This is a genomic window from Acinetobacter sp. YH12128 (assembly GCF_013418655.1).
GTDB classification, from domain to species: Bacteria; Pseudomonadota; Gammaproteobacteria; order Pseudomonadales; family Moraxellaceae; genus Acinetobacter; species Acinetobacter amyesii.
The window spans coordinates 1-7,934 of record NZ_VPBO01000007.1; the positions used below are offsets into that span (position 1 = coordinate 1).

Consider the following 7,934-nt stretch of genomic DNA (forward strand, 5'->3'; position numbering starts at 1 on the left):
GCTCCGCTTTATCACGCCTCAGGCTTTAGGCCTTCGGCTTTTTCTAAAGATTCATCATTGCTGAAGAATTTTTCACGTTGCTCTTCAAGGAACTTTTTCGCGTCAGCTTCAAACACGTTTAAACGTTTTTCATTGATCAACGTAGTTTGGTGTTTTAGCCATTCTTGCCAAGCTTGTTTAGATACCGTATCAAACAATTCTTGTCCCTTCGCACCCGGGAATGGTGCAAAGTCTAAACCTTCCATTTCAGCCTGATATTTACGGCAAAACACTTGTCGAGACATATCAATACTCCATTTAACTTGAAAAAGTTATGCGTAAAGTTTTTCTAAACGTGCGTGTGCGCGTTCAATTGCTGCTTCAACTTGAGCAGGTGCAGTACCACCAATGTGGTTACGTGCATTGACAGATGCTTCAAGTGTTAATGCTTTTTCGAAGACATCGGCTTGAATCAAGTCAGAGAATTGTTGAAGTTGCTCAAGGGTTAATTCTGAAAGGTCTTTGCCTTCTTGAACACCGAGGGCAACCGCTTTACCCACAATTTCATGCGCATCACGGAATGCTACGCCATTTTTAACGAGGTAGTCGGCAAGGTCAGTTGCAGTTGAGAAGCCACGAAGTGCTGCTTCACGCATGATGTCAATGTTTGGTACTAGTGCAGGAATCATGTCGGCAAATGCCATGAGTGAGCCACGAACAGTATCAATTGCATCGAATAGTGGTTCTTTATCTTCTTGGTTGTCTTTGTTGTATGCCAATGGTTGACCTTTCATTAGGGTCAATAGGCTCATCAAGTCACCATATACACGGCCAGTTTTACCACGGATCAACTCAGGAACGTCTGGGTTTTTCTTTTGCGGCATGATTGACGAGCCGGTGCAAAAACGGTCAGGAATGTTCACAAATTTGAATTGTGCCGATGTCCAAAGAATCATTTCTTCTGACATACGTGATAAATGCATCATGATGAGTGATGCCGCAGCATTGAATTCAATACCAAAATCACGGTCAGACACGGCGTCCAAAGAATTTTCAGCGACAGCTTCAAAACCTAGTAATTCTGCAGTGAATGTGCGGTCGATTGGGTAAGTTGTTCCTGCAAGTGCAGCAGAACCTAAAGGCATACGATTGGTACGTTTACGGCAGTCAATTAAACGCTCTGAGTCACGAACCAACATTTCAAACCACGCCATAAGATGGTGGCCAAAAGTTACTGGCTGAGCAGTTTGTAAATGCGTGAAGCCCGGCATGATGGTATTGGTGTTTTTCGCCGCTAAGCCCAAGATACCTTTTTGTAATTTTTGCAATAATTCTAAAATCGCATCGATTTCGTCGCGAACATACAGACGGATATCGGTTGCAACTTGGTCATTACGGCTACGACCGGTGTGTAGTTTTTTACCTGTAATACCGATACGTTGAGTCAAGCGTGACTCAATATTCATGTGCACATCTTCTAGGTCAATGCGCCATTCGAAGTTACCCGCTTCAATTTCTGCTTTAATGGTGTTTAAGCCATTAATAATATCGTCACGCTCTTGTTCAGTTAGAACGCCAACTTTTGCAAGCATGGTTGCATGTGCAATTGAACCTGCAATATCTTGTTTATAAAAGCGTTGGTCAAACTGTACAGATGCTGTAAATTCAGCAACAAAAGCGTCAGTAGCTTCGGAAAAACGACCGCCCCACATGCCTGAAGTTTGGGCTTGTGACGGATTTGAGGAATTAGAAGATGTGGTCATGTCGGCTCAATAAGATAAAAAGCATAGAACTGAGCAAGAGTATAGCAAATTCGAACCCAGTTGCCGAAGGGCAAGTTGATCAAACTTTTAGACAGGGTTTAGGTCTATGACAATTTCAGTATTTTCAGGAAAAATGGGCCGTTGGCACTATCTGTGGGAGCTTTTTCTTGCGGGCAATATCGTGGCTTTGGTCTTGGCCTTGGCCCAAGCTGAATCGTGGCATGCCTTAAGTTTTTCGAGTGTTATGCAGCATATGTTGTTTATTAACTGGATTTTATTGGCATTTGCTGCATTTTCAGAGCTTTTGCAGAGTAAGACGCGTGGTTTAAGCATGAAAATGCTCATGTTTAGCGGGTTTGTTTTATTGCAAGCTTTGGTGTTGTTCACCACCTTAATTTTAAATGTCTTGATCTATTTTGGTGAAAATTTCAGTTTAACTGGCTTGAGTGCAGACGTTTTAGCTGCTGGTGTAGTTTTAAATCTGAGCTATGGGGTTTTACTTGGCGCATTTTGTTTTCGATATTTATATTTAAGAGAGCAGTGGGGGCGACAACATCATAGTGAATTAAACGCACGTATTCAGGCTATGCAAGCTCGGATTCATCCGCATTTTTTATTTAATAGCTTAAACAATGTGATTAGCTTGATTGCGATTGACCCAGATAAAGCGGAGCAAATGCTGCTGAATTTATCGCGTTTGTTCCGTGCGAGTTTTCAAGAATTGAAGCTAGTGAGTCTCAAAGATGAGATCGATCTGTGTCAGCGTTATTTGGCCATCGAACAAATGCGATTGGGGGATCGGCTCAATGTGGAGTGGAAACTGGCCGACATTGAACAGTACGCTCAAGTACAAATTCCACTATTAACTTTACAACCTTTGTTAGAAAATAGTATTTTTCATGGAGTCGAAAAGATTTTGACAAAGAGTACGATAAATATATTGATTGAAATATTACAAAATCAAATTAATATCGTTATTACAAATCCTTATACACAGGATACAATTAAATTACGTCAGGGGAATGGTATTGCCATCGAAAACGTGAAACAGCGACTTGAGGCATATTATGGTCAGCATGTCACTTTTCAAACCTACGCAGGCGAGGGAATGTATACGACTGTGGTGCAATATCAATATAAATAGAAATCTCAGTTGACCAATAAAAATAAATGACGTTAACGAGATAAGGAGGAGAAATGGACATCCTGATCTGTGATGATGAGCCTCTAGCAGTAGAGCGATTGTCACGTTTAGTCACTCAACTTGGACATCAAGTGGTTGCGAAAGCCTCACATGGTCAACAAGCGATTGACTTGGCTCAAAGCCTCGAGCCTGATGTCATCTTACTAGATATACAAATGCCTGAAATGGATGGGCTGACTTGCGCTAAATTGTTGCGTGAATTAGACCCCATGCCCGCTATTATTTTTTGTACTGCATATGATCATCATGCACTTGATGCATTTAAGTCGAATGCAGAGGGATATTTACTAAAACCGGTTATGCAACAGGAATTGCAGCAGGTTTTAGATCATTTAACTAAATTAACCCAAGCTCAATTGAGCACGATAAAACAAAAAGAAAATATGGACGAAATTAAAATCAGCCGCCATCAAATCGCGGCAAAGACTTATCGTGGTGTAGAACTGGTCCCTGTGGAAAATATTTATTATTTTCTTGCAGATCAGAAATATGTCACTGTTCGGCATAAAAATGGCAATGTACTTATTGATGAAACGCTGAAGGATTTAGAGCATGAATTTGGTGATCGTTTTATACGCATTCATCGCAATGCCTTGGTGTCTGTGAGCTTTTTAGATGGTTTGGAAGTCGTAAGCTCGGGGCAATATCAGGTGCGTTGTCGAGATTTAGAAGAGCGTTTGGCGGTCAGCCGTCGACATTTACCGAATTTACGTGAGCGAATACAAAAATTATAGGGCAAGGGTCAAAGCACATTGCGAATTAAGCTTGCATTTTCAACTGAGCAAGTTAAGTTTAGAATAATAGCCCTATAGACTGTATTTTAAAATTTATGAATATCCTTAAGATCGCAACTCGACAAAGCCCGCTTGCACTTTGGCAGGCGGAACATATTCGTGCACGCTTAGAAGCACTTCATGCAAATTTGAAAGTTGAGTTGGTGACCTTTGTGACCCAAGGTGACAAGGTTCTAGATACCCCTTTAGCCAAAATTGGGGGGAAAGGATTATTTGTAAAAGAATTAGAAGCGGCGTTGTTGGATGGTCGTGCAGACTTAGCAGTTCATTCGATGAAAGATGTGCCGATGGCATTGCCTGAAGGTTTAAGCTTGGCCGTGATTTGTGAGCGTGAAGATCCATTAGATGCTTTCGTTTCAAATACCTATAACAGTTTTGATGATTTACCACAAGGTGCGAAGGTGGGGACATCGAGCTTGCGCCGCAAATGCCAAATTTTAAAACAACGTCCAGACCTTGAGATTATTGATCTGCGTGGCAATGTGGGTACGCGTTTATCTAAACTCGATGCGGGTAACTATGATGCGATTATTTTGGCGAGTGCAGGGCTGAAGCGTTTGGGCTTAGCAGAGCGTATTCGTCATACTCTTGAGCCTGTTGTGAGTTTACCTGCAGTTGGACAAGGTGCATTGGGCCTAGAATGTCGTAGCCAAGATCAAGCTGTATTGGATTTAATTTTGCCCTTAATGCATGCAGAGACCAATGCTTGTGTACGCGCAGAACGTGCTTTTAATGCTTATCTAGAAGGTGGTTGCCAAGTACCGATTGCAGGTTATGCAACCTTAGAAAATGGTCAGATTTATTTGGAAGGTCGAGTCGGTAGTGTTGACGGTCAAACCTTGTTGAAAGCACAGCAAATTGGTCTTCCCGAACAGGCTGAACAGTTGGGTGTCAAATTGGCCCAAGACTTGTTAGCCCAAGGTGCCGGTGAAATTTTAAAGGCACTGTATTAATACATGCTTTTTATCAATACACGTCCGACAGATCGTGCAGCGCAGCTTAGCTTGACGCTGCGCTCTGCGGGTGTTGCTGTGGCTGAGCTTCCATTACTTGAGCTCAAGCCGCGGGCATGGTCAGAAGCATTGGCAGCGTGCTACGCCCAGTTGAGTGCTGCGGATGTATTGGTTGTGGTGAGCCCCTCTGCGGTCACCTTTGGTATGCAAGGTTTGCGTAAGGCAGGCATTTCACTTGAGCAGTTCGAACATATTCAATGGGTTGCAGTTGGTGACGCAACCGCAGCAAAGCTGGCTGATTATGGCATTCACAGTGTGGTACCGCAGGTGGAAACATCGGAGGGAATGCTCACCTTAAGCCATTTAGAACAATTAGAGACCGGGGCTTGTGTTGCATTTTGGCGCGGTGAAGGTGGTCGTCAATTTATGATGCAGCAGTTGCTAGAACGTGGCATTCAGGTTCTCAATTTTGTGCTATACGAACGGCATCTACCGGAAGAGACCACTCAAAAAGTAAAAACACTCATTTCTGAACATCAGTTGTCATCTCCGTATTGTATGTTGATCACCAGTGAGGCCAGTTGGCTCAATTGGCTTGACTTGATTCAGTCGCATTTATCAGTGCTGAGTCATGCACATTTTTTAGTTTTAGGTGTAAGGTTGTTCGAGCTACTTGAGCAAAGTCGTATAACACTGAACAAAGATTTTAAAATTATTCAACTCGAAGATTTAAACGCGACACACATATTGCAGCATGTGCAAGTCGTGCAGGGAAATACATGAAGAAGTTGTTTGTCGTTGTGGTCATTGTCGCCGTACTTTGGTTGGCTAAACTCAGTTTTGACTTGTTTCAGGTCAATGCTCAACAAACCGAACTGATGCAACAACAAACTTTATTGCAACAGCGCAATGCAGGTTTGAATGATCAGGTCGTGGCTTTGAAACGCCAGTTGAATGGCACAACGACCGAGATGTCGGCTGCAACTACATCGAATGCTTCGATTGCTGCTGAGGCGACCCATAGTATTGAGCCAATGATGGTTGTGGGCCAGCAACTTGATTTGGTTGAATTTGCCATGCAGCAACAACAATTTGCTGTCGCTTTAGAAAAATTAAACCAATTAGACCAACAATTAGATCAGTTGAGCTTGGCACCTGCACTGCGTATGAGTTTGCATCAGGTGATTCAAAAAGACCGTGAGACCTTAAAGCAATATGTGACAGAGCGTCAGTTGCAATCTGATAAAGTGAAAAATACCCTGCAATCCATCGATCAATTGTTAGAAAAAGAAATATTAAAGCCCTATAGTTCAAAAGAGCAGCAAAAAGGTCTTTCTTTTTGGCAAAAATGGATTCAAGTCGAATCAGTCGAACAACCGAGTCCCGTATTAATGCAGCGTAGCTTGGTATTAAAAGAAATGCAGTTACGTTTAATTTTGGCTCAGCAAGTTTTAAATCAAGGACAATATCCTCAATTTCAACAAGAAATCACTGAAATTATGCAAATTATGCAGCAATTGCCAGATGCTTCATTAAAACCGATACGCCAACGTCTAGAACAATTAAAGGACATTCCGGTTATTTCTGTACCGCTATTAAATACTCGGGCACTCATAGGATAATCGACTATGAAACATATTTTATTGGCCTATTTATTTATTAGCTTATTGGTTGTTGCCATTATTAGTTTGCTGAGTTTTGGACATGGTGCAGGCTATGTCTATTTATACTGGCGTGAATGGCAAGTTCAATCCAATATTTGGTTTTTAGCATTATTGCTGGCACTACTGAGTTTGTTCGTGCAAATGCTTTGGTATGCGGTTAAACGCTATTTAAGTCGAGAGCAGCGTAAATCTGAAACAGTCTTTAGTTTTAATAAACTGCATCCCTATGAACAATTGGCTGTCATTTGGCTTTTAAATGCTGCGCAAGATCAAAAAAACTTTATTCAGCAAGCTTTTACTGAGTCTGGATTATTAAAAGGGGTGATTGATGCGCGTTTATATTGGATTCAGCAACAATATGAAACAGCATTAAATGCATTAACTCAGACCAATCCAATGGCTTTTGAACTCGCAGAATTGCAACGGATTGAAATTTATTTATCCCAACAAGAGGGTGAAAAGGCTTTAACGCATCTCGAATTTTTGAATCAACATGAATTATCGCCATGGTTGCAAAAAGTCAGCACTGCCTATGAGCAGCGTTTAACCACGCTATGGGGCATGTTTGCGTTGCAGTTTCCTTGGTTGTATTTGCGTTCGACACGTTATGGACATTTAGATGAGCTGACAAAACAAGCTTGGTTGGAGCAATTATTATCTGCATTTGATCAAGCTGATGTCGATGACTTACAGCATTTAAAGCAGCGTTATTTGGATTTGCAAGATCAAATAACAGAGCGTAAATATGCGGTCAAAGTGTTGTGGTTAAAAGTCTTGTCTCGTATGCCAGAGATGAGTCAGGAACATGAGCAATTGGCTATTCATTTACTTGAACAGCAATTTAACAAAGAAGTGTTCTTTTTGTGGTTCCAGCAAAAAATGTTGAAGCAAAACCCTGACTATGTGGCTGTAGAACAGCAGATTCAACGTTGGGAAGAAAAGTATCCTGCACTACCTGTTTTTAGTTTTGCAAAATGGAATATTTACCAAGCGACAGAACGCCAAGCTGAGGCGGATGCATTATTAGAATTATATCCAGATGATGTATTAATGAGTTATTTACGTATCAAGTCAGCTTTAAATCAGCAGGAATATTTGACCAAACAATTAAATTTAATATTTGAAAATAATGCTAATTTTATGGAAATTAGAATATAAGGACATAATATGCAAAAAGATTTAGCTCAATATTCATTGATTCATACTCAACACGTAGCTTGGGGGGATATGGATGCTTTTGGTCATGTAAATAACGTGCATTATTATCGTTATATGGAAAGTGCGCGGATTGGTTATTTAGATCAGTTGGATATATTTAATCAGTCTGTGGTTACGGTTGTTGCTTCAAGCCAGTGTAAATATTTAAGCCCCGTGGTTTATCCTGATATTTTAAAAGTGGCAACGCGCGTTGAAGAATTAAGAAATAGTGCATTTCGTATGGGTTATATATTAGATCTCTTTCATAAATCAAAAAACGATCTTCTTTTTGGTTAATATTTGCACTCCGGATTTCTTAGCATTCGTGCATAATCTGCGGATGAAATACATCGATTCAAACAAGCTTTCTGATCCTCAGT

The 7,934-nt window shown here is 41.0% G+C and carries 7 protein-coding genes and 2 pseudogenes; 7 read left to right on the forward strand and 2 right to left on the reverse strand.

What is annotated here, in order from left to right; all coding sequences use genetic code 11:
- Window positions 1–11: 11 nt before the first annotated feature.
- Both FTU64_RS05530 and argH read right to left on the reverse strand, forming a co-directional pair.
- Entirely contained in the window at window positions 12–284 is a 273-nt protein-coding gene (locus FTU64_RS05530) for an oxidative damage protection protein (protein ID WP_078193129.1), read from the reverse strand.
- A gap of 27 nt (window positions 285–311) precedes the next feature.
- On the reverse strand, window positions 312–1,742 hold the full coding sequence (gene argH, locus FTU64_RS05535; protein WP_180059370.1) for an argininosuccinate lyase: 1,431 nt from the start codon (window positions 1,740–1,742) through the stop codon (window positions 312–314).
- On the opposite strand from argH, the pseudogene FTU64_RS05540 reads away from it, so the two are divergent.
- From FTU64_RS05540 to FTU64_RS05570, 7 genes and pseudogenes are all read left to right on the forward strand, one after another.
- Window positions 1,733–2,886: pseudogene (locus FTU64_RS05540) on the forward strand (sensor histidine kinase). The gene argH and the pseudogene FTU64_RS05540 overlap by 10 nt on opposite strands.
- A gap of 53 nt (window positions 2,887–2,939) precedes the next feature.
- Complete coding sequence (locus FTU64_RS05545) at window positions 2,940–3,680, forward strand: LytTR family DNA-binding domain-containing protein (RefSeq protein ID WP_180012128.1); 741 nt, start codon at window positions 2,940–2,942, stop codon at window positions 3,678–3,680.
- A gap of 95 nt (window positions 3,681–3,775) precedes the next feature.
- Complete coding sequence (gene hemC / locus FTU64_RS05550) at window positions 3,776–4,693, forward strand: hydroxymethylbilane synthase (protein ID WP_218950843.1); 918 nt, start codon at window positions 3,776–3,778, stop codon at window positions 4,691–4,693.
- Window positions 4,694–4,696: 3 nt separating this feature from the next.
- Window positions 4,697–5,476 (forward strand): uroporphyrinogen-III synthase, encoded by a 780-nt coding sequence (locus FTU64_RS05555; protein WP_180059372.1) that lies wholly within the window; start codon window positions 4,697–4,699, stop codon window positions 5,474–5,476.
- Window positions 5,473–6,315: a hypothetical protein gene (locus tag FTU64_RS05560; protein ID WP_180007023.1), complete on the forward strand. Its 843-nt coding sequence runs from the start codon at window positions 5,473–5,475 to the stop codon at window positions 6,313–6,315. The genes FTU64_RS05555 and FTU64_RS05560 overlap by 4 nt, the downstream gene beginning before the upstream one ends.
- Before the next feature lie 6 nt (window positions 6,316–6,321).
- Window positions 6,322–7,515, forward strand: a complete 1,194-nt coding sequence (locus tag FTU64_RS05565; protein ID WP_180007025.1) for a heme biosynthesis protein HemY — start codon at window positions 6,322–6,324, stop codon at window positions 7,513–7,515.
- A gap of 9 nt (window positions 7,516–7,524) precedes the next feature.
- Window positions 7,525–7,809, forward strand: a pseudogene (locus FTU64_RS05570) (acyl-CoA thioesterase); the annotation flags it as partial.
- Between the last annotated feature and the right edge of the window lie 125 nt (window positions 7,810–7,934).